Here is a 23,875-nt window from a genome sequence, read left to right as displayed (position 1 = left end):
GAGAAGGGTCTAGAAACAGCAGGTTGAAATTCAGTTTAATCAGGCTTATAATAAACAGGAGATTGGATAAATAATGATAATGGTAATTATTGCACGTTTAAAGTATTATGGGGCTAAAATCCATAGGGGGCAAATTTTACAATGTTATAGTATTTACCGGAATATTCTGGCGGGAAATCCAGTTATTTATTAAATAAAACTAATTCAAATCAATTAAGTATAAAATTATTACGGCTATATTTATAGGGAGTCATGCAGAGAGGGGTCAAAATCGGTACAGTTTTCTAATCTGATAAAATTTTTCCCATACAGGCCCATAGAGGAAGCAAATGTTAATTTTAAATATTCCATCGCTCTATATGTATTAACGGAGGAACTTGAATAAATTCTTCCATCCTTTATCTTAATAAATAGCTGATTCCTGAATATTCCCCTTTCATTTGCCTTATTCCTTATTGTACTGAGTAACTTATTTGTGGAATATGCCTCATAAATTTTATCTTCGCGTGATATAACACGGATTTTGTCATTTTCTTCTACAGGATTTTCCAAAAACAGGTGTAACTTAAAATTGTCCCTATCATATGGGCTTTCCACAACCTCTGCTATTCCATTATTTTCTTCAAGTATTCTTGAGATATCATCTCCATCATGGATAGAAAGGGGGAGTGAATACTGAATTATGGATAGTGGCACTCTTTTATTCTTTTTTTCGAGCAAATATGTGAATCCTTCATTTTTAGTTAGTATGATGTCATCAATAAAATATGGAATTACAAGGTATCTATTCAGTATCAGGGATAAATCTTTTTTGTAATTGCTGTGGAATATTATGCGCAGGATTAGTTTTCCATTCTCAACTTTAGTTTCACTGAAGGAAATAGATGGTACAGTCCATAACTCCTTGATGAAATTTAATATTTTTTGGTTTACCAGTGGGCGTACGACAAGAAAGAAATGTTCTGATTCTATAGCGCCATATGCGTCTATAAGCTCCTTGAATCCAGCAATTTCCTGGTCTTTTGCTATAAATGCCTCGAAATAATAATCTCCACTATTCTGTGAATCCTCTTTTATAAAAATGCTCATAGTTATGTTATGCAACTTTGACCATCGAAAAATATCTGCATTACCGGATATGACAAGTTTCATCTTCATATCCATCTTTAAATTGACATCTTTTCTATCCATCAATGATTAATTATACCGGTATATATATAATTACTCTATGGTAGTAATCAATAATTATACATAATTTTCTTTTAAACTATTATAATCCTCCGGGTTTTATACTCTATATATTTCTAAAAATACTTATATCTTTCCGGTATTATTTCCGGATGCTTACTATAATTATTTCTGATGACCTGAGCGGCGCGGCTGGTATGGCATCCTTAATCGCCCCCCATATTCCTGTGGTGCCATATAACAGATTACATGACCACGGCAAACCGGATTCAGAAATTGTTTCCATTGATCTGGAGACCAGGAATTTAGAAGATCCGCGGCCAAGACTGGATATGGTTAAACACACATTTCCTGGTGCACGCATTCTGGCACGAATTGATAGCCTGTTCAGGGGTAGCACACTGGATTTTGTGGCATTTATTGCAGAATACGGAAATATACTCCTCACAGATACAATTCCTGAATACGGCATGTATACCTTCAATGGTTCCAGTATAAACAGAAATGGAAGCATAAATATAATTAAAATGCTACCTGACAACTTAAGCCCCTATGTTAAAATTGCGGATTCGCAATCCTATGGAGATATTGAAAAACTGGCTAAAAAATGCGTGGACGAAAATTTAATGCCTGTAGATCCTGGTGTGCTGATTAAATATTATCTGGAGATGAAGTAAATGGATAAAATAGGAATTATTATAGGCAGTCTCACCGTCATAACAGAAAAGCAGGTGGAGTATCTGAAACGTACTTTGCGCTCAGATAGCTTGAATATTAAAAATTGCCCGGAAATTAAATTATTTTATCTCCAGGAAACAGATTTTTCAACTGTAAAGGATATGGGCTTCATATCATTGCTCATGGAATGCAATGCATTAATTATGAGCGGTGGAGAAACAGCATTTTGTGTACTGAATACTTCCGGTTTTAACTACCTTGAAAGTGAAGAACAGATATTGCCACTTATCTCCACAGGAACTGTGCATGGCGGTATGCTTGATGGGAAGAGATATGTGATCAAAGGAGGCAGCCTGGGCGACGATGATATCTATATAAAATTGATTCAACATCTATCTATAAATACAATGTAAAAATAACATGCCATGGTTAATATAGGGATTACACTGGGCGACCCTGCTGGAATAGGCCCGGAAATTGTTGCAAAATCAATTAACGCAATAAAGAACAGGAAATTCAAAATAACTTTATTCGGTGACATGGACAATTACAATAAAACACTTGATTACTGCAGCCTGCATATGGAAAACCAGAAAAATCTTAATTTTATAAATACAGGAACAGGTGAACCGGTTGAAACTGGCAAGGTAACTGCAAATGCCGGGAAAATTGCGTATAAAAGCATAGAAACAGCTGTGCAGTTTGCATTAGCTGGAAAGGTTGATGTCATCTCAACTGCCCCCATAAACAAAGAGGCTATAATAAAAGCCGGATCGCCATACATAGACCATACAACCATGCTCAAGGCATTGACAAATTCAAAATTCACCACAACTTTATTTGAAGTAAAAAAATTGAGGATAACCTTTCTTTCAAAACATATGTCCTTAATGGATGCAGTTAAATTTGTAAAGTATGAAAATGTGTACAATGCTATAATTGACACTGAAAAAAGCCTTAAACTTCTCGGCTTCATGGAACCTGACATTGCTGTTGCTGCACTTAATCCACATTCTGGTGAAGGAGGCATGTTTGGCATGGAAGAAAAGAATGAGATTATTCCTGCAATTGAAAAGGCGAGGGAAACTATGAAAGTCATAGGGCCGGTTCCAGCTGACTCTGTTTTTTACCTGGCATCAAAGGGGAAATATGATGCAGTTCTCTCACTGTACCATGACCAGGGCCATATAGCTGCAAAAACCTATGATTTTGCCCACACTGTAAGCATGAATATCGGCCTTCCATTTCTGAGAACATCTGTTGATCATGGAACCGCATTTGATATAGCGGGAAAGAATATGGCAGATTATGTTAGCATGAAGGAAGCCATCCTTACAGCAGAAAAATATGGTGTTACGTACAAAAAAAGATTGAAATTACTGGGTTATTAGCTCCTTTTTTTATTACACTGATAATTTTAAAGCCATAAATATACTTTATAGATAAACTGTTTGTTTTAGTAACTATTAAATACTCTATTATCATTAACTATAAGTATTGTCCTATAGCAACTAAATGGGATATAGAACAATGTATTGAAGGGTAATAAAATGGAAGAACAAACATATGATAAAAAATATGCCAGATTCGTACTGGCATTGTTCGCTATGATAATCGTTGCTGTTATGTATGTTGAGGGAATGTTGACTCCATCACTTCCATCCATAGCAGAGGGTTTTCATATTACAGTTGACCAGGTGAGCCTGGTACTTTCCACATATCTGTTAACCGGTGTGGCTCTAAGCCCTATCGTTGGAAAACTTGCAGATCTCTATGGGAAAAAGAAAATGATGTCAATAGTAATGTTGATTTATGCCGGAGCTGTATCCGTAACAGGATTTTCTCCCAATTTTACATTTATGGTGATATCCAGGGCAGTCCAGGGCGTAGGACTTACTATAATGCCACTTGGAATGGCTATGGTAAGGGAAGAGTTTCCAAGAAAAATGGTTCCAAGAGCTCAGGCCCTTATTAGTGGTATGTTCGGTGTTGGATTTGCTGTTAGCCTTCCACTGGGGTCATTCATATCCAATTATTATGGATGGAGAATGACATACCATACTGCTATACCATTTATAGTAGCCCTGGCTATACTCACACTGTGGAAAGTTAAGGAATCCAGATACAGAAGGCCTGATGTTAAGGTAGACTATGTAGGAGCTATAGCACTCGGTGTGCCACTGGCATTAATAGTCCTGGCAATGTCAGAAGGTTCATCATGGGGATGGCATTCATTACTATTCCTGGGCATGGCCATAACAGGTATTGTACTGCTTATTCCTATGTTTATATACGAAAGGCATTATTACCACCATGGTGGAGAAGCCATATTCGATATGAAATTACTATCAAAGAGGAATGTGCTTATTGCAAATATTTCACTTACGATATCAGGAATAGGAATGTATCTGTCAATGCAGGCATTGTCATACCGCTTTGAAACACCGGAACCATACGGATTTGGCTTTTCTATACTGGAAACAGGAATTTCAATGGTGGCATTTGCTGCAGGAATGATAGTATTTTCCATTGTAACCGGAAAACTTATTTCCAGGACTGGAATAAAACCGCTGGCAATAGCAGGATCAATTGTTTCAGCAATAGGATTTTTCATGCTCTCAGCATCCCCGGGGCTTGTTATGACACTTGCCGATGAAGCCATAATAGGGTCAGGAATGGCAATAATGAATGCTTCAATTATCAACCTCCTTGTATTATCGGTAGAAGCAAGGGATATGGGGCTTGCCACATCTATGAACAGCACATTCAGATACATAGGAAGCAGTATAGGGGCTCCCATAGCAGGAACAGTACTTTCACTGTATACTGCAGTTGACGTTGTACATTCTGCTACTGGAAATGTGATATTTTCCTTCCCTGATGCGACTGCATTCAAATATGCATTCATGATAGGTGCCTTCACATTCGTGATTTCTGCATTTGTAGTACTCCTGTCAAAGGAGGTTCTTGGAAGGAGGATGGAAGTTGTGAAAAAAAGCACCGTTACTCCTTCTGAGGAGTAAGTTTTTTAACTTTTTTAATTTCTAAAATAGTTTAGTTATTTTATTAAATTTTATATTGAGTTATAGCCACATAATTTATATTTCTGTAAATTTAATTAACCTTTTTACATTACACATCTATGGCTACAGTTTCTGCTAATAAATCCATAATATTCGATCTCGATGGTACAATATGGAATTCAATAATATACAGGATAAAGGCATGGCAGCTGGCGTTTAAAGATTACGGAATAGATACGGACCCTGAAGTAATTCGCCTGATGATAGGCTATCCTGGCTCCATGCTGATTAAAAAAATGAACGCACGCGACCCTGCAATAGAAAAAAGGGAAGAGATGTATTTCGAAAAAATGCTGCCGGATGTTAAATTTTATCCGGATGTGGAAGGTACATTCTCACAGCTTAGAAATATGGGATTTAAAATTGCAATAGTTACCTCATCCAGAAGGGATATGATTGAAAAAATCAATGTCCATGCAGAAGCTATAGTAACCATGGATGATGTGGAAAAAGGCAAACCAGACCCTGAGCCATATAAGAAGGCTATCAAAATTATGGATGGCACACCGGAAAGAACAATAGTTGTGGGGGATATTGACAATGACCTTGTCCCTGCTAAATTGCTGGGATGCGTAGCGGTTCTGGTTTCACATGGGACTCAAAAACGAGCAGAACACAAGGATTATGAAATATCCGAAATAGGTGATATTATAAAAATAATTGAAACGCTAAAATGGCGGTGAAACCCTTACAACTAAACACAGGCCTCCTGCTACAGTGAGTGTTTTGGCCTTCTAGATTAGTTCTGATAATTTTTTCAAATCCATAAGTTCTGTACACCATAAAACAATATTGGTATCCCCTTCAGGAGAAATATGAAATAAAATAATCCTTTATGTTCCCAAATTATTGATATTTTGTACAACCATGAGACAGGTAAAAAGCCTGAACATAGAGATAATATTAATAATAATATCATATTAAGTTAATTGAGATGGTCACTTATCTAGACGAAGACGAATATGCGAGATGGATGTCTAATGCAAAATATACTTTGAAGTCTGCAGAAAATGATAAGTCAGCGGAATTTTATAACTGGGCATGTTTTAAAGCACAGCAGGCTACTGAATATGCAGTTAAAGCGTACATAAGAGGTACGGGAAGCGATTCATTTGGACATTCAGTATCCTTATTATTAAATAAAGCAGGGTTTGATAAGAATTTAGTTAATATTGCCAAGGTTCTAGATAAGTATTATATACCAACCCGATACACAGATGCCTGGACAGAAGGTGTGCCTGAAGATTATTATACACTCGATGAAGCAAATGAAGCCATAGCTAATGCAGGAATAATAATAGAGGAGGTAGAAAGCAAATGGAAATCATTGAAAAAAGAATAAAGGAGAGGAATAGTGTAATAAATCAATCAGGCGAGTATGCAAAAACCCTTGACTTTAAATGTACTGTGATATTAATAGGCTCCTACGCCCGCGGAGATTTCAATTTGTGGAGTGATATTGATATATTAATTATAGGGCATTTTGATGCTAATCCTTTAAAAAGACTAAAAAATATTGATTTTCCTGCGGGTTATGAAACTGTATTGTTAACTCCGGATGAAATAAAAAAAATGGCAGGTAAGAATAACAAATTTATAAAGGATGCATTTAGCCAGGGAATAGTATTGAGGGATGATTTTGGAATTGCCAATATTAGTATTAATTCACGGTAAATTTGTTATATATACTATATAGCTATAAATTACAATTGCATTAGATAATAAGTGTTGCAATGGTAACATGATAAAAATTTATTTCATTCTGATAAAATTATAGAACGCCAGCTTTATATATTGTAAACTGGTAAATAATGATATATTCACCACATTAATATTTTTTCCTTTGTAGAGGATGGCAACCCGAAAGTTTTGCAGAAATCCGGATGGTTCCATGGTGGAAGTTCAGACCTTACAGAGCCTGGTGAATGCGGGTCTATGGTCGCAAGCCTTCTTGCTTCGTTATCCCTAATTTTAGTCCTCCAGACCTGCCCCCATGATATGAAAAATCTCTGCTCAGGTGTTAAACCATCTATTTTTATGTTCTTAGCCGGTTCAGCCTTAAGCCTTTTCTGCAGTGCCTCATAGGCTATCAAAACGGCCCCAAGGTCAGCAATGTTTTCACCCAGGGTTAATTTCCCATTCACGTTCAGGCCCGGGAGGATTTCCACGGAGGAATAAAGTTTGACTACTTTTTCAGCCATCTCATCGAAACGCTTCTTATCCTCGTCTGTCCACCAGTTCACCATATTTCCATTTTCATCGAAATGGCTTCCCTGATCATCGTATCCATGTGTTATTTCATGTGATATTACACCACCGATTCCACCATAGTTTACCGCATCATCCATTTCAGGGTCAAAAAATGGCGGCTGCATTATTCCTGCAGGGAATACTATTTCATTGCCCATGGAATTGAAATATGCGTTAACCGTGGGAGGGGTCATGTACCACTCTGTTTTATCCACCTTGGTTCCAATTCTTTTGAGCTGCCTGTTCAGTTCGAATGATGCTGCACGTTCAACATTGCCTATATAGTCATCTGGATTAATTTCAATGGAAGAATAATCCTTGAATTTTTCAGTATATCCTATTTTGGCATTGAATTTGGAGAATTTTAGCAAAGCTTTTTCCCTTGTTTCCTTACTCATCCAGGGATTGTTTTCCAGCCTTTCTTTAAAAATGGCTTTTATATCATTGACCAGTACGGTTATTTTTTCAACAGCTTCCTTTCCGAAATGCTTATCAACATAAACCTGCCCCAGAGAGTCACCAATAGAGGCATCTACTACATTGACTACCGTTCTCCACCTTGGAGCTATCTTTTCCTGCCCTAGCAGTGTTTTCTTGAAAAAGTTGAAGTTCTCATCAACTGCTTCCTTATGCAGAAACATTGCGCTGCCGGCTAATACCTTCCACTTTAGATAGGAAACAATATTTTCAATTGCTGTATTTTTCAACAATGCACCTGCTTGTTCAAAGAACTCCGGTGCATCCATTATGGCATAATTCATATTGCCTGAACCGATTATTTTAAAATACCGGTCAAAGCCTAGTTCTGGGAATTTCTGGAAAAGTTCCTCCATACTATATTTGTTGTATGCCCTTTCTACATCCCTTAAATCAGTTTTGCTCCTGCTAAACTTAGCCAGTTCTGTTTCCAGTGAAACAACTCTCTCTGCCGTATTTTCTGCATCATTCTGAGTATAGCCATATAAGGTAAACATCCTGGCTATATGCTTTTTATATGCATCCAGGATTGGTTTCATCTGTTCGTTTAAATAATAATCCCGATCGGGAAGAGATAGCCCGCCCTGGCCAATATATAGTGAATATATTTCTGCATTTTTTGCATCCTCTGCACTTCCTATATCGAAGGGAATCTGGACGCTTTTCATGGTTAATTCAGCGAAGAGTTCGGGAAGTTTTTCCTTTGTAGCATTATTAATATTATCCATCTCGCCCTTTATCGGGCTGAATTTTAATTTTTCTAACCTCTCTGTATCCATAGCGGATGCGTAAAAATCGCCAAGCTGTTTTTCCATGTTATTGTGGGAATTCTTTTGAAGATCTTCAAGTATGCTTCTCAGTATGTACATATTTTTTTCGTAAAGCATGTCGAAAGCCCCATATCTTGATCTATCTTCGGGTATAGTTGTCTCTTCAAGCCATTTCCCGTTGCAATATCCATAAAAATCTTTTGCAGGATTTTTAGACCTATCTATATATTTGACCGAGAAACCTATATCTCTTTTTAAAATACTTTCAGCTTCTTCCATTCCTTCCTATAACAGGCTTTTATAAAAATATTTGTTAACCGTATGGTATAAGGCTAGTTTTCCCATCCAAAGGATATAGCTACTGCCTGTTTCCAGCCAAAATATCCTGAGTGTGCACCTCCAGAACTATTATCAGGAGAAAACTTTCTTTCAGTCGATGACATGGCACCCAGCTGGTCCAGCTTCCAGAAACCTGATGCAAGCCCTGCTATATATGCAGAACCTGTGGCTGTAATTTCAGTGGTATTAGTTTTTATAATATTTAAGCCGGAAAGATTTGACTGGAGTTGCATAAGAAATTGGCTGCGGGTCAATCCCCCATCCACCTTTAATTCCTTCACCGGTGTTACTTTTTTAACTTCCTGCAAAACGTCCTCTGTCTGGTAAGCTACTGATTCGTATGCCATCCGTGCCATCTCATTCCTGCCGGTGGAATGGGTCAATCCAACAATAGTTCCCCTGGCCGTAGGATCCCAGTATGGAGAGCCAAGCCCTGTAAAGGCAGGGACAAGGTATGCATTGGAACTGTGCGCCTTCAATGCCATTTCTTCCAGTTTATCGTAAGATTTCACATTAAGAATATTCTTCATCCAGTCAATAGAAGAACCCGCACTGAAAATGCTTCCTTCAACAGCGTAACTGACTTTTTTATATTCTAACCCGTATGCTATAGTCCCGATCAGGGAACCGGTTGCCGGGATGTTATTTCCTGTGTTCGCCAGCATAAATGAACCTGTACCGTATGTGTTTTTTGCCATGCCTTTTGATATGGCAGCATGGCCAAACAGGGCAGACTGCTGGTCTCCTATAATCGCGTATACAGGTATTTCCTTTCCTGGAGAAATAGAAATTGATCCAAAATCATTGAGCGATGGCTCAACTTCAGGGAGCAAGGAATCCGGAATATTAAATAGTTCCAGCATTTCATTATCCCACTCCAGTTTACGGATATTGTATAGCATTGTCCTTGATGCATTGGTATAATCGGTAGAGTGAGGCCCTGACCCAGCCATATTGAATAAGAGCCATGAATCTACGGTGCCGAATGCTAATTCTCCCTTCGATGCTTTTTCCCTCGCACCTTCCACATTATCCAGGATCCATTGTATTTTTCCAGCACTGAAATATGGGTCTGGCCTGAGCCCGGTTTTTTCCTCTATAACTGTTATATAATTTTCCATTTTTCTCATAACATTTTCAGTACGCCTGTCCTGCCATACAATTGCATTGTAAATCGGAACACCAGTTTTCCTGTTCCAGATAACAGTAGTTTCTCTCTGGTTTGTAATTCCTGCCGATTCAATATCTCCCGGATCAATACCAGCTATTTTTATTGCCTGTGATATAACTTTTTTCACTGCAGAAATAATAAAATAGGGATTCTGTTCTACCCAGCCCTCCCTGGGATAATATGATACCATGCGTATGGATGATTTGCCAGTTATTTCACCACTTCTATCAAAAATAACGGCTTTGCAATTTGTAGTTCCTGCATCTATAGATAATATGTATTCTCCTGCCATACCTTTACAATACAAATCATTTATTATAAGTTTTTACACAAAAATAGAATAATTCGAAATTTTCAAACTTTTCTTAATTTTTAAACATGACTGTTTTAAGTTGAAGTCATCTCCTTTCTATTCAAATTGAATATAACTGATACAAAAGGCTTATAAATAGCTATTTCATATTTTATTATAGGGTGGAACAATGCCAGACGTAGTTATAGGCCATTCAATAACTGTGCAGTTGCCACATGGTTTCAGATTAATAAAGGCATCCGATACAGGGAAAGAATTTATCTCTGAAGATCGAAAAATGCGTGATTACAAAATATCTTATTTTTATGACTGGAGCAGGGAAGACAATAACATTGTCATCGTCCATGAATCTCCCGATGGCAAACTCAGTGGAGTTGTTATGTTCCGGCTGGTGCCAAATATATATCATCCAAAGAGAATAGTGGTAGAAATGCTTGCAAGGAATTTTGCCAGTGCCGGGAGTTCTGGTTCAGGATATGATTTGCTAAAAGTCATCGAAAATAATGTTGCCAGAGCTCTTCATATTAAAAGAATAGATATTGAAGCGGTTAAAAGCCTTAAAAGTTATTACAATTCGCTGGGGTATGAGGAAACAGGGGAAAATTATTACGATTCTTCGTGGAAAGAAATTGTAAATATGAGCAAAAGTGTTTGATTTATATAATTTTGAAAAAGAATTATGGCAATAGTTTGGTCAATTAAATTCCGGTATTGCATTTTTAAGGTCATTTTTGATAAACAGAATCAATGGAAGGGTAACAAGGGGAATAATGCCTGTAACGATCCATGATGCACGATAACTATAGCTGTATGCAATACCCGTGAAAATAATGGGAGCTATGGCAGCAATTGCCAGCTGTATGGAGTTGTTAAAGGATAAAGATAAGGATACCAGGTCTCTCCTTGAAATATACCTGATAAAAGTATACATTACAGAAAAGCCATATATAGTGAGCATTCCAAGGGTAATAGTGAAGAATACAATAATTATGTAATTGTGGACGAATCCCAGTGATATAAGAAGAAAAGACAGCATTAAATTAATTATGACAAACATTGTTATTTTATATCGTGTCCTGGAAAAATGATATCCGCCAAGTATGCCGCCTAAAAACCCTACGAGCAAATATATTGATGACGCCAGGCCTGCTGATGATGGACTGAACCGTATTGTTTCAAGGTAATATACAAAAAACTGCCCTATTATTGTTTCTGATATTCTGGCACCGATTCCGATTAATGCTATAAATATTATAACTTTAGATGTGAGCACATGCTTCAACCCATTTTTCAGTGCTGCCCTATCTGTCTTTATGTTCCTTACATCTCTGAAGGAAATTTCAACCAGAATAAATGTAGCCAGTGTTATTATCCCTGCTATTATGAACGGAATTTTATAGCCTATGTACTGGTCAAGTATAGCCCATCCAAATATTTCAATACCCCCGCCTGCAGCAAATGCCCCATTGTGAGCTACCTCATGCTAAAGCATATAGGCTTCCTGCTTCATTGACCATGCTTAACTTCACATAGGGGCTTATATTAAGCCCTTCAAAGCCAGAGGCAATAATCTCCACAGGCGTTAGTTCCCTACACTCCATAGGTACATTTAAATTTATATTATATTTCTTAAAATAATTATTTAATTTTTTATTTTTAATTTTTAATAATTCATTTAATTTTATTATTCCATAATAAATCATATTCAATGCAGAATTATAATCCCTATCTATAATAAAACCACAATTAGTACATTGATATATCCTTTCATCTAATTTTATATTATATTTATTATGGCAATTAGAACATTCCTTTGTGGTAGGAATAAATTTATCCAGTAATATAAGTGTTGATGCCTTATGTTTAAGTGCATCTATTATTCCACCTATGCCTGTAGATTCTATTTTCCTGCCATAGTGATGCTTCCATCCTCTTATATTGTCGTTCTGTGTTATTACTATATCATAATTGGATGTTAAATAATGGGTTATTTTGTTAATAGTGTCTTTTCTTTTGTTCGTTGTCTTATTCTGTTCTCTGTTTAATTTATTTTTAGTTTTATAATAATTCTTAGATTGTTTTTTACTGAGTTTATTCTTTGAACCTTCTGCATATTTAGCTTTTCTTGATAATGACCTCTGCAATCTTATTTCTTTTTTGGATTTTGGTATATTATAGTTTAATATTGATCCATTAGAGCATGTCAACTGGTTCTTTATTCCTAAGTCAAATGATATTATTTTTTGATTATTGACAGGTTTTTCTAAAATGTATTTATTTCTGTATGCTGTTATGTAAATATAGTAATTACTGTTTTTATTGATTAGCAATGCACTTGCCGGTTCATAATAGCATTCTAAGTTATCCAGGCCATTTACTTTTAACAACTGCTTTATATTCTGTATTTTAATATAATTATTATTTATTATTTTATATGTTATAGTATATTGATTCAATGGTATTGATGTTATAAATGATTTAAATTTCAATTTTCCTATCTTAAGTCCCTTTTCTTTTAATTTATGTAATCCTCTTATATTGTCTATTGCCCTGTTAATAATTTCCTCCTTCATCTGTGATGATAAATAATTTATTTTTCTCTTTTCATAATGGTCTTTTACATATACATTTACATTCTTTATTTTAGGGTCTATATTAAAAATATCATTGTTGAATTCTTTGTTTATAACATAATTATATAGCCATTTAGCTTCTAAAAAGATTGTGTTTAATGCCTTTATAGTATTATTATTTAATTTATCATTGTCTATTTTTAGTTTAAGTATTATTACATCCTGTGTTTTTCTTCTTTCTCTTGTTATTCTTAATGAATTTTTAATTTTGTTTCTCTTTTCTTCTATCATACTTCCTTCTATTAATTTTATTATATCAATTTAATATATAAATTATTTCCATTTATTTCTTTATTTCCAGAAATCCATCCACATCTTAAACTCAGTGGCTTTCTTTCTGGTAGAATGATTTGTAAAATAAAGGATTTTGAGAACCCCCATATTATTTATTACCTGACCGGTCAAACAGAACACATAAATGTTGTTAGCTCTATGCAATTATTCCGGAACTCCCACCAGTATCATTTTTAATGCTATACTTACCATTATCTAATTGATTTCCTCTTAGTTAACTATGTTCCCCGGCAATATTTCTATTGTTTTTTTCAATAATATTTATTAGTGTATTCTATATATTAGTTTATGGCCACAGAGCATCTGGAAATTAAAAAAATCAAGGGCCAGAATTACGCTTACAGTACAGTTAACCTCTGGGACAGGGAAAATAAAAAAGAGATAAAAATAAGCAAGTATATCGGTAAAGTAAATGGAAATAATGAGATCATAAGAAAGGTGAACCTCCCCGACAGGTCATACCAGTACGGTGATGTGGCATTTCTGGTTTCAATGAACTATAACTTAATTAAAAAAATATCGGAAAATTACGATAAATACTGGAAAGAAATTATTACATCTGCCTTGATAACAATAGTAGGGCGCATTCCACTTGAATATGTAAAGGGATACTACAGAAAAACCATACTCTACCATTACTGGCCAAAATTGAAACTTGAACCAAAAAATATTACCTCAATGCTAAGGTATCTGGCATATAACAAACTTGCATTTGAGAATCTTGAGGAATATGACGATAGTTCATTAATAATGCACGTTGAAATAGTAATACCTGTATACGCATTTAATGGAAAAAGCAGATATGCACGTGATAACATCACACTGGACATAGTTTTTGAGCCTGCCCAGATGCGGATACTGAATGTGGAATATTTTACTGGGTCCGAGTATATGCTTTCCAGATTTATTTCAAGGACTGAAGAAGCCGCAAAATATGACGGGGTTCTTATACTGGACTCCTTACATTCTACTAAAAAGGACATTAACCTTTTAATACGGGAAAATAAATTTTTTATTGTGGAACTTTCGCCGGATGAAACAAAAAAATTTCTGGATAAGGTAGACCCGTCAGGGAAAACAATGCTAAGAAGGTCTTTTAATTCGCTTTTGAACAGGTCAATTTATTATTACAGAATCAGCATGGGCAACCTTCATTATTTTATCATGGATGATGCATATCACGGGGAAAGTGAGTCCATCAAAGTATCCGGCAACAGCTCTATTATGGTTGCACTGTCCAATATGGATATAGACCAGGGATTGGTGTACCAGGCAATTAATATTAAAAGATTCATGTATTCATCCATATCAAGTTCTAAATACCGCCTGGATTCAGACAGAAAGATGATATCAGGTAAAATGGAACTGGATGGATATGTACTTTTTAACATTATTGCCATGAAATTCTATATGTCACTGTACAGGAATACTATTATTCCAAATCCCGGGAGGCACAAACTGGTGGATTCACTTATGATCGAACTGTCCACGATAAATATGTATCTTGTAAAGGGTGAACTGTACCTGCCCCGCATAGGAAAATCAATAATGTCCGATTTGAATTCAGTTGGTGGCGGTATTGCTGATAAAATATTTTCTAAGGACCTGTTCAGTGAGTTAAATAATAAAAAGTAAATATTATATGAGTTTATTTTTCCCTGTATATATCATTCTGTACTTCCATATCTGTAGACCCTGCTCTCTTTATTGCTTCCGGATGTTTAATTGCGTAGATGACTATGGCTATTGCTGAAATAATTATGAATACCACCGCAGTTATTATGGAATAGTCAACAGGGTATGCAGGTGGCACGAAGCTGTAAAACATTGCAATTGCAAGTATTACCGTTGCAATAGCCGGAATCACAGCATGTGTTAGTATTTTAAATTCCTTTAATTTTTTATAGGTCACGCCAAGGCCGAAATTGCTCAGTATATGGCCTACGAAAAGTGCTGCAGATGATGCGGTAACAAGATAAAGGAAACCGTCTTCCGGGCCAATAAGCAATCCCGCTGCCAGAGACACTACATAGGCTACCCCGGCCATTGTTATTATTGCTATATATGGAGTTTTGTGTACAGGATGCACTTTAGAAAACATGGAAGGGCCAAGGCCGTCCCGGCTCATGGAAAATATCATCCTTGAACTTGTGTTTAATGGTGCAAGGGAACCGGCAAATAAACTATTTATGATAAATACGAAGAGCACTATGGTAAATGGCAGCCCCAGATATTTATCTGACACGATGAGCCCGGGTACGCTGGATGTAAAGAAGGTGGACATCTTCGATACACCCCATCCAACGGTAAGCGCATATGAAGTAAGAACAAATACAACCCCGGTAATAATGAAACTGATCAGCAATGCCTTTTTGATATTTTTCCTTGGCTGCTGTGCCTCTTCGCCCAGTGTTACGACTGCAGATGAGCCTGACATGGAAAATATTGCAAGCACCATTCCCACTGCTACTGCGGCAAAGCCATCTGCAGGCCCCGCGGTAAATGGTACATATGTGTTTTTTGAACCCAGTGCTACAATTATAACCACCGATGTAATAACAAGCAGGGCTATTTCTATAACGGATGCTGTAAAGCTATATGCCAGTGATGGCTTTATTCCAAGATAGGCAATTACAGTCAATATTACTATAAATGCTGTCATAATTGGAATCCAGGTATATGACCCTATGTTAAAATGCAGGAAGTAGGATATGGTTCCGGGTATAAACACCCCGGATGTAAATAGTATGGCGTTTGTTATGACCATAAAATAACTGAACCACATCATATAACCTATTATTAAACCATAAGTTGGGCTTGCACCCTGGGAGTTAAATGTATAAAACCCGCCTGCGCCGTTTATCTTTTTTGAGAACTGGTAGGGTGTATTAATCCATATTAAAACACCAAAAATAGAAATTATATAAGCAAGTGGCAATGAACCCTTCGCGAATTCGGCTGCACCTGTCATTGTGGCTGCCACTGCACCGAGCGGAGAAATCATAGCGATGGATTGCCCGAGCAACGAGTAAAATCCAGCCGCCCCCTTTTTCAGGGTTCTGCCTTCAGAAATTCTTTCCATGAATCCCGTATTTTATTATTAATTTAAGGCTTTCTGAAAATTACATTTCTATTCAGCGTATTCATCAATATACTGTTCTCCAGATTCGATCATATCGGTAATTTCAGATGTCCTGAATCCTGATTTTACAGAAAGGAAGTAAAATATCAGGGATACCACCATTACTACAAGGAAATCATATGGAAATGGAAACAGATTTATTCCTCCAAAGTTGGATTCACCAAGGTATGAGAGAATAGTTAATGCAATTATTAAAAGTGGCACCCAGTATCCGCCTTGTATATTTTCCTTTGTGAATATATTGTCAACATGATGAAATGCAAGGAATACCAGATAAACAGCGAAGCCGGCAAATAATATTATAGCGATATACGCAACGGTTGGCCACCCGGTCCAGTAGACTATCAGGGAAGCACCTATAAAAGCAACAGGTGAGAGGATACGTGCGTATGGCAGTTTAAATGGCCTCTTCAGATCAGATGCCTCTCGCCTCAGTACCATTAATGTTGAACCACCCAGTATATAAGTAAAGCCTGCCACACCGGAAACAAGGCCAACAACCACATACCAGCTTGGCAATGGCACCAGGAAAATTAAACCCAGAACAAGGCTTATTAATAATGAAAATACTGGAACCCCTGTCCTTTTGCTTACCTTTCCAAACGTACGGGGAAAATATCCAATTTCTGCCAGGCCATACAGAGATCGGGTAGCGGTCCCTGCTGCAATATTAAGTGTTCCGGCAGGTGATATATATGCATCTGCATAGAGAAGGTATGTTAACACAGCCAGAATGGCTAGGCTGGAGGATTTTGCCAGGAATGCAAAAGGAGCGCTATCAATGCTTTTTGCGTATGTTCCGGCAGAAGCTGACGAAAGCCCCAGCCACCCACCTGATGCAGTTAACAGTGATGGGTTGATGGCGGAAATGAAGGCAAACTGTAGCAGCACATAAACTACTATAGATGTCAGCATAGCATAAATTAATGCCCTCGGTATGTCCCTCTGTGGATTTTTTGCCTCCCCTGCAAAATTCAATGTATGCCTGAATCCTAAATATGAAAAGACTATCCCATCAGTTGATATGGCTTCAAACACTAATGAAATATTGTTATGTGGAAGAAATCCACCTAATGCAGGATTGTTAAAGTTCCCTGCATGGAATAACAGGAAAACCATCAGTATTATGGTAATTGATGGAATGATGAGTTTCCACCAGGTGATGCCCTGGTTTGTCTTCCCCATTAACTTTACGCCAAAATAGTTCAGAAAATAAAAACCCGCTATCAGTGCAGCTGCAATAAGAATGCCGTAGCCTGATAATAGGGTAACACTTGACGAGGGGTCAAGTGGATTTTTTGCGTAGTATATGAGTGCTGGTTTTGTTATATATGATCCGGCATATGTTATAGCGGCTTCAGCTTCCAGGGCGGGTGCTGCAACCCTTGCCGCAAAATATCCCCATCCAAAAAAAAGCCCTGCAATGCCTCCATGGGAATAATGCCCGTATCTTGTTATAAATCCACTTCTGGGTATCATTGCACCTATTTCGGCATATACAAGTACCAGAACCAGGACTATAGCACCCCCTATTATCCAGGACAGTATAGCAGCAGGGCCAGCTGTGCCAGCAGCTGCTGATTCGGCAAAGAGCCATCCTGATCCAATTATAGCGCCAAGGCTTAAGAAATATAAATCCCATGAAGTAAGCACTTTCTTTAATTTTTTATCATTGGATATAGAACCTGAATGCAGGCTATCAGTATCGCGCATTTGAAAGTATGGAAAAACATAATATAATATTTTCCCCGTAACTGCCAGACATATGTCGGCAATAGTATTATTCATAATATAAACTCCGGCCTCGGTGAAATGTTGAGGCGAAACGTTTTATTATGGACAATGTTGTGAGGTTATTGTTTGAAAAGTTCTATCATTTAATGAAATAATTTATAATCTAACCTTACACCCTGCCTTTTATTTCCTGATAAAGCCTTATAGCTGCTGGACTTGTTTTCCACATTCTGTTTAACCTTATACCAGGAAGCCTCTATGATTTGCCATGAGGTAGTTCACCGCATATTATACTATAGTCCATGATTGCCTTAACGTGCCTGGAATAATATTATTATAATATTTAGTAATGTCACGGAATGGTTTCATTTTCATCAGATATACGCAACAGGCAGGTAGTCATAGTAAGCCTTTCTTCTATGATGCGATCCCTGGGCATGGGTGCTTCATGGCCTTTTATGGCCATCTTCCTGAGCCTGTATATCCATCTAGCTGTTTACATTGTGGGAATCATATTTACACTTCTTTCACTGATGTCAATGGTATTCAGTATCCTGGGAGGGTATCTGGCAGATCTGAAGGGCAGAAAATTTACACTTATGCTTGGAAGCATTTCCGGTATTTTTATTTACCTTTCCATTGCCCTAACATTTCTGTTCCACATCTATACTTTAACCATTATATTATTTATATTCTCATCATTTTCAGGGTCTCTTGTTTACCCTTCGGCCAGTGCCCTTATTGCAGATGTAACTAACCCGGAAAGCAGGGAAGGCGGTTATTCAATATACAGGATACTGTCCAATGTGGGATGGGCTGTCGGGCCGTTGATGGGTTCTTTTATTTATTCTACAGGCATTATTTACATATTTTATGCTTTAGTTGTGGCAAGCATCCTGCAGACTATAATAATTCTTTTTGTAAAGAAACAGAATGTGCTTAAAACAGGAAAAGGAACGAGAAACCCGTTTCTTGTGTATGATAAATACCTGTTTATTTTCAGTATTGCAACTTTCTTCATAATACTGCTTTCCTCACAGTTTTCGGTCTCACTTCCATTGTACAGCGAGATTGCAATAAAAATTAACGTTGCAGACCTTGGCTATATTTACGCGATTAACGGATTGGTTGTGGTTATCGGCCAGTATCCCTTAATTCAGCTATTTGCCCGTTTCGGGGATCTCATTACCTTCATAGCCGGGGCACTTTTTTATGCCCTTGGATACTTTATAATAGCATTTTCAACCAATTTATACGGGTTAATGTTTGATATGGTTATTATAACAATGGGAGAAAACCTGACTACACCTACAATTAATACTGTTATATCAAAAATGTCTCCTCCTGGAAAAACAGGAAGGTATATGGGATTTAACTCAATGGTAAATTCCATAGGGCGGGCATTCGGGCCATCCATGGGAACATATATAATGTATACATTCCATTATAACGGGCTGGCAACATGGTCTCTCATAGCTATATTTGGCGTATTCTCTGCGATTGTCATTGTAATATTTGCAATAAGCTACAATAAATCTGGAAATACATACATTGCAAGGGGAACAAAAACCTGAATTATCAACATTAATAACATTATATATTTTAGAAAAATAAGAAATTCACAATCTAAAAAATTAATACATGATGTTAATATTAATTTCCTGTATTTAGCCTCATAGCAATAATGTCACAATTATTTTGGTTCCAGTGCCTCCTCCTCTATGGACATTTTAGCTGCATTTCTTACCTTATCTGGATGTATTTTGTACTCAATAAAGGTTAAAATCCCGGCAATGGGAATCCATGAAATTCCAATATAAACGGCAAGATTCTCCGGGTATTTACCTGGCGATATTACTGTGCCTGCCATTATTATAACGAGAATTACAATACCAATAACAGGAATAATTAAATGCTCAATCACCTTAAATTTGTGTATGCGCCTCATCATTACAGGCAGTGATATTGAAGCTATAATGTGCTCCACATAAGCTGCATAGGCATTGATAAGCAGCATCATAAGTCCACCCTTCACAGGCCCGAATAGTACACCAAAGATTATTGCAATTACAAGAGAAAATGCAAATATTGCAAGTGCGGCATTTGATGGAGTTTTGTATTTTTTATGAATCCTCCCTATACTTTCAGGGAGAAAGAGAATTCCATCCCTTGCAAAACTGTAAAAAATTCTGGAATCCGCATTGCTTACAGATATATTATATCCCATAAAACTGTTCACAGTAACCAGAATCAGCAGGATGTATATTACAGGGTTGAGTTTCCTGAAGAGAATGATACCGGGGTCAGGGCTGGTTGCAAATGATGCCATAGCAGATGGTCCCCATCCGATTGTAAATGCATATGATACGATGATAAGTGTTATTCCTGAGAGTATTACTGTTCCTATAAGGGCCTTTTTAATTGTCTTCTGTGGCGATACTGCCTCTTCTCCCATTGCAGTTATAGAAACAGTGGTGCCGAAATAAAGAATCATGGAGTAAATCATGGCAAAAAGAAGCTGAGATGCACCTGAAACATACTTTGTTGTAAAGACAGCCAGAGTATTCAGGTTTCCTGCATGAATTATTATAAGAGCAGAGCCAATAAGAAGAACTGCAACTTCTATCACGCCTCCTGTTATCTGGTAATCCGTGGATACCTTCATGCCGCGATGGGTGAAAATAAATGATATAAGGGCAGCAAAAAAGGCAACAGGAAGCCAGAAAACAATGCCTTTATAAGCAGGGTCGAGCAGGGTTATAAAAGCTGCAAGCCCCAGAAATCCGAAGCTGCCATATCCAATTAACCCGTAAAAAGCCATATTCCACGCCTGAAATGTTCCGGCTATCCCTCCCAGACCTTTCCCGGCAAATGTATAGTACGACCCGGCTGAATTCACATGCTTGGAAAATTGATAACCGGTATTCATAATAAAGAGGTATGCAAAAACGCCAAGCAACAGTGCAAGTGGAGTGGCCCCCAGTGCATATTCTACTACTCCAGTTAATAAATATGCAGCATCTGCTGCAACAGAGAGAGTACCCATCGCCTGCCACACTAATCTGAAACCTCCAAGTGAATTTCTCTTTAATTGATCCACTTCAACCATAGAGGCTTAAGATACATCTATATTTAAAACTTTATAGGCGAAAATTAACTTTCTATTTTAGTTTTCTTCATAAAAGCAGTAAATATAAATCCGAGGATAACGAATACTACACCAATTAGATATATATAGTTATAAGCCGTACTATCAGGGAAAGCCTGCTGGATTTTCGTTGGTATACCATTTATTATCTGTACACCAACAGTTACCTTTATTGTATACATTGTTTCAAGCGCCCCTCCCACTGCCGGGGCAATGGACATCCCAATATCCCTGAATACCGTATTCATTCCTGTAGCTTCTCCGGCATTTGCCCTTGGCGTGGATGTTAAAAGTACGTTTATAATTCCTACCAGCATTAAAGAAATCCCTGCGCCAACGAACATGGTGTCCAGCAGAATTTCCGGTATGGTTGCCCGGTATAAGTACAGCAATCCGAATCCTATAATATCAACTGAAAGGCCTATAATGATGGATAGCCTGGGGCCTCTGTGCTTTATAATTTTGGCAGCAACCGGAGCAAAGATCATGTTCATTATAGTTGCCGGGAACAGTATAAGCCCGGAATAGAACACGGTTTTCCCGAACCCAATAGGAGAAGGGTCCTGCAGAAGCGTAGGAACGGTAAAGAAAAGGAAATACATGGCAGCCATTGCAAATAATCCAACAATATTGGAAAGAAATATGTTCCTTTTCTTCAATAGCTTCATGTTTATAAAAGCATATTTGTAATGGCTTTCAAAATATGTAAATGCCGCGAAGAGGATGAATGCCAGGATAAACATTCCAATTATAAGATGTGAGTACCATCCATAATGTTCACCTTCGGACAATCCGAATATAAGCAACACAAGCCCTGCACCCAGCATTGAAACACCGGCAAAGTCGATTTTCTGCTTGCCTGTTACAGTGTTTTCCCGTATGAATATGTACGTTAATATTAAGAGAATTATTGCTACAGGTATTGCTGTATGGAAATCCCACTGCCATCCAAGGGTTTCTGTTATGTATGACCCGAGAACCAGCCCTATGCCTGACCCTATTGCAAAAGTTGCACTCATTATTCCCTGTGCAAGTGCAAGTTTTTCCCTTGGAACAACGTCATTTATTATGGCAAAGGCTATTGGAATCATTCCAAAGCCGATCCCCTGAACAGCCCTTACAGCTATGAGCTCATCCAGCGTATGTGCAAACCCGCCGAATGATATGGCAATTGTATATATTATTCCTAGAAGCAGGAAAACTTTTTTCTTTCCCACTATATCAGCCACCTTCCCGAAAATAGCAGCGGATACGGTACCTGTAATAATATAAGCAGTAAGTATCCACGAAACGTTGCTGTAGGTAGAGTGGAAAAATGTTATAAATACAGGAATTGCAGGGACAATCATAGTCTCTACATAGATGATAAGCAGGCCGGAAAAAGCCATTAATGCAATGGTGATATTTATTGATCTCTTAGACATTTTAATTTCAGACATATGTTTGCATATATAAAATTTATAAATAAACATTTTTTAAAACGAAACAATACAAATCCGTATTCAATATTAAAAAATTTGATAAATAAATTCAATATTAAGACTTTATACGACGAGTACAGGAATCTCCATTTCCTCCTTCAAAAGGCCACTATGTGCACCCTTCATCGTATATTTTCTCTGATTGAGGGGAAAATGGTATATGTCATTGTTTTTAGCAATCCCAATTACCCCCGGAAGGTTGCTCAGTGTATTTGCATCCACTTTTCCAAGAAGCTGGTAGTAATTCTGGCTTCCCTTTTCCACTAATTCCAGGTTGGTATAATGCTCTTCCAGATAGTCTTTAATATCCTTCCTGTTTTCCAGGAATAATGCACGTGAATCTCCATATGGTGGGAGTATCGAGATGTCCCTGAGCCCGGAATCATTGCCGAGATTTATTGTATTTCCAACCTCAACATGGCCATGGTCAGCTGTTATAACATAATCATATTCAGGATATTTTTTCATGATCATAGAAAGCTGCTGAAGTATATACCTCGCGTTTTCAATGGTATATGGATTGTTCGGACCAAGTTTGTGTGCTATCTGGTCAACATCAGCTGCATAATAGGAAATGAAATCCCTTCCCTGCTTTAAATTTTCTTCAAGGACATAGAAGCTGTGCACCATATTTGCATATGTGTCGGTTGTATTGTCTCCATATAAAATATTTGAGAATGATGTTTTGTTAATAAACCCCGGAATAATATTAACGGTAGAATAGCCTGCACGATTTAATGATGTTACCTTAGACTCAAAATTAAATATGCTGCTCATTGGATATGCCTTTTCCATTGAATCCCGCATATATGCAGCGGATGAAGTATAGCCCAGTATATTCACTATAGAGCCCAGCTGTTTGATATACAGCTGATATCCTATAATCCCGTGTTGCCCTGGAAATTTATTCAGAAAAAATGATGACAATGCATTTGATGTGGTTGAAGGAAAAACTGATGTGCCTTTAATCTCATTTTTAAACTCAATGCCTGTTTGCCTGTATATATTCCACCCAAGGCCATCCAGCAATATGAAACAGAGTTTTTTATTTTTATAATTCAGGCCAATGCCCTCCGATTCTGTACGCAATCCAAAATGCCCGAATATATCGCTTGAAAGGTTTACCAGTGTCTTTTCTTCCGGCAAAATAAAATTTTTATCCATGCTTCCATAT

General features: G+C 37.3%; 20 protein-coding genes. 10 read left to right on the top strand and 10 right to left on the bottom strand.

The genetic code is table 11. The annotated features are described in order from the left end of the window. Positions 1 to 240: 240 nt before the first annotated feature. Entirely contained in the window at positions 241 to 1,191 is a 951-nt protein-coding gene (locus fad_RS04035) for a hypothetical protein (RefSeq protein WP_081142014.1), read from the bottom strand. Positions 1,192 to 1,340: 149 nt separating this feature from the next. Here fad_RS04035 and fad_RS04030 point away from each other — a divergent pair, with 149 nt between their 5' ends. The 7 genes from fad_RS04030 to fad_RS04000 all read left to right on the top strand — a co-directional run bounded on the left by fad_RS04030 (position 1,341) and on the right by fad_RS04000 (position 6,623). Beyond that, complete coding sequence (locus fad_RS04030) at positions 1,341 to 1,865, top strand: hypothetical protein (RefSeq protein ID WP_009887926.1); 525 nt, start codon at positions 1,341 to 1,343, stop codon at positions 1,863 to 1,865. Then, positions 1,866 to 2,279: a nucleotide-binding domain containing protein gene (locus fad_RS04025; protein WP_009887925.1), complete on the top strand. Its 414-nt coding sequence runs from the start codon at positions 1,866 to 1,868 to the stop codon at positions 2,277 to 2,279. A 12-nt stretch (positions 2,280 to 2,291) separates the two neighbouring features. Further along, a complete protein-coding gene (gene pdxA, locus fad_RS04020; protein ID WP_081142012.1) occupies positions 2,292 to 3,257 on the top strand; it encodes a 4-hydroxythreonine-4-phosphate dehydrogenase PdxA in 966 nt (321 codons plus the stop codon). Positions 3,258 to 3,416: 159 nt separating this feature from the next. Further along, a complete protein-coding gene (locus fad_RS04015) occupies positions 3,417 to 4,889 on the top strand; it encodes an MFS transporter (RefSeq protein WP_081142010.1) in 1,473 nt (490 codons plus the stop codon). Between the two features lie 119 nt (positions 4,890 to 5,008). Further along, positions 5,009 to 5,632: an HAD family hydrolase gene (locus fad_RS04010; protein ID WP_081142008.1), complete on the top strand. Its 624-nt coding sequence runs from the start codon at positions 5,009 to 5,011 to the stop codon at positions 5,630 to 5,632. Positions 5,633 to 5,883: 251 nt separating this feature from the next. Next, positions 5,884 to 6,291 carry a HEPN domain-containing protein gene (locus fad_RS04005; RefSeq protein WP_019841806.1) on the top strand — a complete coding sequence of 136 codons (408 nt, stop codon included), beginning with the start codon at positions 5,884 to 5,886 and terminating at the stop codon, positions 6,289 to 6,291. Next, on the top strand, positions 6,267 to 6,623 hold the full coding sequence (locus fad_RS04000; RefSeq protein WP_081142006.1) for a nucleotidyltransferase domain-containing protein: 357 nt from the start codon (positions 6,267 to 6,269) through the stop codon (positions 6,621 to 6,623). The genes fad_RS04005 and fad_RS04000 overlap by 25 nt, the downstream gene beginning before the upstream one ends. Before the next feature lie 146 nt (positions 6,624 to 6,769). Here the strand turns inward: fad_RS04000 and fad_RS03995 are convergent, their stop codons facing one another. Beyond that, on the bottom strand, positions 6,770 to 8,725 hold the full coding sequence (locus tag fad_RS03995; RefSeq protein WP_081142004.1) for a M13 family metallopeptidase: 1,956 nt from the start codon (positions 8,723 to 8,725) through the stop codon (positions 6,770 to 6,772). Between the two features lie 53 nt (positions 8,726 to 8,778). Further along, positions 8,779 to 10,248 (bottom strand): FGGY family carbohydrate kinase, encoded by a 1,470-nt coding sequence (locus tag fad_RS03990; protein ID WP_081142002.1) that lies wholly within the window; start codon positions 10,246 to 10,248, stop codon positions 8,779 to 8,781. Between the two features lie 190 nt (positions 10,249 to 10,438). Between fad_RS03990 and fad_RS03985 the strand changes: the two genes are divergently transcribed. Further along, positions 10,439 to 10,924 (top strand): GNAT family N-acetyltransferase, encoded by a 486-nt coding sequence (locus fad_RS03985; RefSeq protein ID WP_081142001.1) that lies wholly within the window; start codon positions 10,439 to 10,441, stop codon positions 10,922 to 10,924. 39 nt (positions 10,925 to 10,963) lie between these two features. Here the strand turns inward: fad_RS03985 and fad_RS03980 are convergent, their stop codons facing one another. Both fad_RS03980 and fad_RS03975 read right to left on the bottom strand, forming a co-directional pair. Next, a complete protein-coding gene (locus tag fad_RS03980) occupies positions 10,964 to 11,542 on the bottom strand; it encodes an MFS transporter (protein WP_081141999.1) in 579 nt (192 codons plus the stop codon). Positions 11,543 to 11,747: 205 nt separating this feature from the next. Then, positions 11,748 to 13,133 carry an RNA-guided endonuclease InsQ/TnpB family protein gene (locus fad_RS03975; protein WP_081141997.1) on the bottom strand — a complete coding sequence of 462 codons (1,386 nt, stop codon included), beginning with the start codon at positions 13,131 to 13,133 and terminating at the stop codon, positions 11,748 to 11,750. Positions 13,134 to 13,484: 351 nt separating this feature from the next. Between fad_RS03975 and fad_RS03970 the strand changes: the two genes are divergently transcribed. Continuing rightward, positions 13,485 to 14,831, top strand: coding sequence for a hypothetical protein (locus fad_RS03970; protein WP_009887909.1), 1,347 nt, complete (start codon positions 13,485 to 13,487; stop codon positions 14,829 to 14,831). A 13-nt stretch (positions 14,832 to 14,844) separates the two neighbouring features. Here the strand turns inward: fad_RS03970 and fad_RS03965 are convergent, their stop codons facing one another. Together fad_RS03965 and fad_RS03960 are read right to left on the bottom strand one after the other, a co-directional pair. After that, complete coding sequence (locus fad_RS03965) at positions 14,845 to 16,278, bottom strand: APC family permease (protein ID WP_009887907.1); 1,434 nt, start codon at positions 16,276 to 16,278, stop codon at positions 14,845 to 14,847. 48 nt (positions 16,279 to 16,326) lie between these two features. Next, the gene (locus fad_RS03960; RefSeq protein WP_048074242.1) at positions 16,327 to 18,051 is read right to left on the bottom strand and encodes an APC family permease; all 1,725 of its coding nucleotides are present in this window, start codon (positions 18,049 to 18,051) and stop codon (positions 16,327 to 16,329) included. Positions 18,052 to 18,431: 380 nt separating this feature from the next. Here fad_RS03960 and fad_RS03955 point away from each other — a divergent pair, with 380 nt between their 5' ends. Next, a complete protein-coding gene (locus tag fad_RS03955) occupies positions 18,432 to 19,646 on the top strand; it encodes an MDR family MFS transporter (RefSeq protein ID WP_009887903.1) in 1,215 nt (404 codons plus the stop codon). A 119-nt stretch (positions 19,647 to 19,765) separates the two neighbouring features. On the opposite strand, the gene fad_RS03950 is transcribed toward fad_RS03955, so the two are convergent. The 3 genes from fad_RS03950 to fad_RS03940 form a co-directional block, all read right to left on the bottom strand. Then, positions 19,766 to 21,181, bottom strand: a complete 1,416-nt coding sequence (locus fad_RS03950) for an APC family permease (RefSeq protein WP_081141993.1) — start codon at positions 21,179 to 21,181, stop codon at positions 19,766 to 19,768. A 44-nt stretch (positions 21,182 to 21,225) separates the two neighbouring features. Beyond that, positions 21,226 to 22,659, bottom strand: coding sequence for an MFS transporter (locus fad_RS03945; RefSeq protein WP_081141991.1), 1,434 nt, complete (start codon positions 22,657 to 22,659; stop codon positions 21,226 to 21,228). Between the two features lie 105 nt (positions 22,660 to 22,764). Then, positions 22,765 to 23,865 carry an alkaline phosphatase family protein gene (locus fad_RS03940; RefSeq protein WP_081141989.1) on the bottom strand — a complete coding sequence of 367 codons (1,101 nt, stop codon included), beginning with the start codon at positions 23,863 to 23,865 and terminating at the stop codon, positions 22,765 to 22,767. Between the last annotated feature and the right edge of the window lie 10 nt (positions 23,866 to 23,875).

It is taken from the genome of Ferroplasma acidiphilum (assembly GCF_002078355.1).
Lineage (GTDB): Archaea > Thermoplasmatota > Thermoplasmata > Thermoplasmatales > Thermoplasmataceae > Ferroplasma > Ferroplasma acidiphilum.
The sequence above is the reverse complement of the archived record's forward strand: the minus strand, read 5'-3'. Positions and strand labels throughout refer to the sequence as shown.

What these genes read in the sequence shown, in the direction of transcription:
- fad_RS04035 (WP_081142014.1), bottom strand. Translation starts at nt 1,191, where the DNA reads ATGGATAGAAAAGATGTCAATTTAAAGATGGATATGAAGATGAAACTT.
- fad_RS04030 (WP_009887926.1), top strand. Translation starts at nt 1,341, where the DNA reads ATGCTTACTATAATTATTTCTGATGACCTGAGCGGCGCGGCTGGTATG.
- fad_RS04025 (WP_009887925.1), top strand. Translation starts at nt 1,866, where the DNA reads ATGGATAAAATAGGAATTATTATAGGCAGTCTCACCGTCATAACAGAA.
- pdxA (WP_081142012.1), top strand. Translation starts at nt 2,292, where the DNA reads ATGGTTAATATAGGGATTACACTGGGCGACCCTGCTGGAATAGGCCCG.
- fad_RS04015 (WP_081142010.1), top strand. Translation starts at nt 3,417, where the DNA reads ATGGAAGAACAAACATATGATAAAAAATATGCCAGATTCGTACTGGCA.
- fad_RS04010 (WP_081142008.1), top strand. Translation starts at nt 5,009, where the DNA reads ATGGCTACAGTTTCTGCTAATAAATCCATAATATTCGATCTCGATGGT.
- fad_RS04005 (WP_019841806.1), top strand. Translation starts at nt 5,884, where the DNA reads ATGGTCACTTATCTAGACGAAGACGAATATGCGAGATGGATGTCTAAT.
- fad_RS04000 (WP_081142006.1), top strand. Translation starts at nt 6,267, where the DNA reads ATGGAAATCATTGAAAAAAGAATAAAGGAGAGGAATAGTGTAATAAAT.
- fad_RS03995 (WP_081142004.1), bottom strand. Translation starts at nt 8,725, where the DNA reads ATGGAAGAAGCTGAAAGTATTTTAAAAAGAGATATAGGTTTCTCGGTC.
- fad_RS03990 (WP_081142002.1), bottom strand. Translation starts at nt 10,248, where the DNA reads ATGGCAGGAGAATACATATTATCTATAGATGCAGGAACTACAAATTGC.
- fad_RS03985 (WP_081142001.1), top strand. Translation starts at nt 10,439, where the DNA reads ATGCCAGACGTAGTTATAGGCCATTCAATAACTGTGCAGTTGCCACAT.
- fad_RS03975 (WP_081141997.1), bottom strand. Translation starts at nt 13,133, where the DNA reads ATGATAGAAGAAAAGAGAAACAAAATTAAAAATTCATTAAGAATAACA.
- fad_RS03970 (WP_009887909.1), top strand. Translation starts at nt 13,485, where the DNA reads ATGGCCACAGAGCATCTGGAAATTAAAAAAATCAAGGGCCAGAATTAC.
- fad_RS03965 (WP_009887907.1), bottom strand. Translation starts at nt 16,278, where the DNA reads ATGGAAAGAATTTCTGAAGGCAGAACCCTGAAAAAGGGGGCGGCTGGA.
- fad_RS03960 (WP_048074242.1), bottom strand. Translation starts at nt 18,051, where the DNA reads ATGCGCGATACTGATAGCCTGCATTCAGGTTCTATATCCAATGATAAA.
- fad_RS03955 (WP_009887903.1), top strand. Translation starts at nt 18,432, where the DNA reads ATGGTTTCATTTTCATCAGATATACGCAACAGGCAGGTAGTCATAGTA.
- fad_RS03950 (WP_081141993.1), bottom strand. Translation starts at nt 21,181, where the DNA reads ATGGTTGAAGTGGATCAATTAAAGAGAAATTCACTTGGAGGTTTCAGA.
- fad_RS03945 (WP_081141991.1), bottom strand. Translation starts at nt 22,659, where the DNA reads ATGTCTGAAATTAAAATGTCTAAGAGATCAATAAATATCACCATTGCA.
- fad_RS03940 (WP_081141989.1), bottom strand. Translation starts at nt 23,865, where the DNA reads ATGGATAAAAATTTTATTTTGCCGGAAGAAAAGACACTGGTAAACCTT.